At 46.8% G+C, this 626-nt stretch carries 1 pseudogene; it reads left to right on the top strand.

The features are described 5' to 3' along the window. Window positions 1-626: pseudogene (rlmL, locus tag BCT81_RS02860) on the top strand (23S rRNA (guanine(2445)-N(2))/(guanine(2069)-N(7))-methyltransferase); the annotation flags it as partial.

Here is a 626-nt window from a genome sequence, read left to right as displayed (position 1 = left end):
GGGTGTTAAGCGTCAGAAATGGTGTTTCGAATCTTTAGAAGATTTTCAACCAGAGCTATGGGCTGAAGTTAAGTCAGAAGCGAATGTTCAAGGTCGCCGTGGTGTGAAGAAAGTCGAGTGTAAGTTCTACGGCTATGACAACGATGAGCGAATGATCACGACTGCACGTGACAATGCGCGTCGTGCCGGTGTTGAAGACTTAATTCAATTTGAAGTAGGCGATGCTGCACTTGTTAAGCGTCCTGCTGAATTCGACAATGGCGTGGTTGTATCAAACCCACCTTATGGTGAGCGTCTAGGTACTGAGCCTGGCTTGATTGCACTATACACGGCATTTGGCGCACAGCTAAAAGCTGAGTTTGGTGGTTGTAACGCATCTATCTTCTCTAGCTCAGACGAGCTTCTAAGCTGCTTGCGTATGCGTGCGGACAAACAGTTCAAATTGAACAATGGTGCGTTACCGTGTCACCAAAAAAACTACTCAATTTCCGATCGTCCGATGTCAGAGCGTCCGACAGAGCAGCAAGAACAGCAGATTGCACCTGATTTCGCGAACCGTCTTAAGAAGAACATCGGCAAAATTGGCAAGTGGGCTAAGAAAGAGCAACTAGATTGTTACCGTATCT

This window comes from Vibrio sp. 10N.261.52.A1 (genome assembly GCF_002876325.1).
Taxonomy (GTDB): domain Bacteria; phylum Pseudomonadota; class Gammaproteobacteria; order Enterobacterales; family Vibrionaceae; genus Vibrio; species Vibrio chagasii.
This window is presented reverse-complemented; position numbering and strand designations above follow the sequence as displayed.